At 46.6% G+C, this 397-nt stretch carries 1 protein-coding gene; it reads right to left on the bottom strand.

Features of this window, described 5'->3' with window-relative positions:
• A partial coding sequence (locus ACFI6J_RS21630) for an ISAs1 family transposase (protein ID WP_462586411.1) occupies positions 1–397 on the bottom strand: 397 nt, incomplete at both ends.

The following is a 397-nucleotide window of genomic DNA, read 5'->3' as shown; positions in this document are numbered from 1 at the left end:
AAGTAAGCCGCTATTTCCGTTGCAAGTTTACCTTGGTTATTCTTGACTTGCAGAACATAGTCGCCGCCTTTTGCATTAATGGCTTTAGCGACCTTCTTCAGACAATGCATGGCATCGGCAGTGACAATACTGCCTTTTAACTCCAGTAATTCAATCAATTCCAGTACCGTCGACACTTCATTTTTCTTACCCTTCGATTTACATTGTGCGAGGACTAAACCTTGTTCCACCGCGTAGGCAGACACGCTGTGAAGGGCGGTTTTCCTATCACCATCGAATGAATGGCGAAGCGTTTTACCATCAAACGCAATCACGGGCTGCCCTTGGTCTTCACGGATTTCATTCACCCAGCTAATGAAGCACGTTAGCAAGGCGTTGGGCTCTAGCGAGCTGATAA

It is taken from the genome of Alteromonas sp. G4i13, assembly GCF_054960505.1.
The sequence above is the reverse complement of the archived record's forward strand: the minus strand, read 5'-3'. Positions and strand labels throughout refer to the sequence as shown.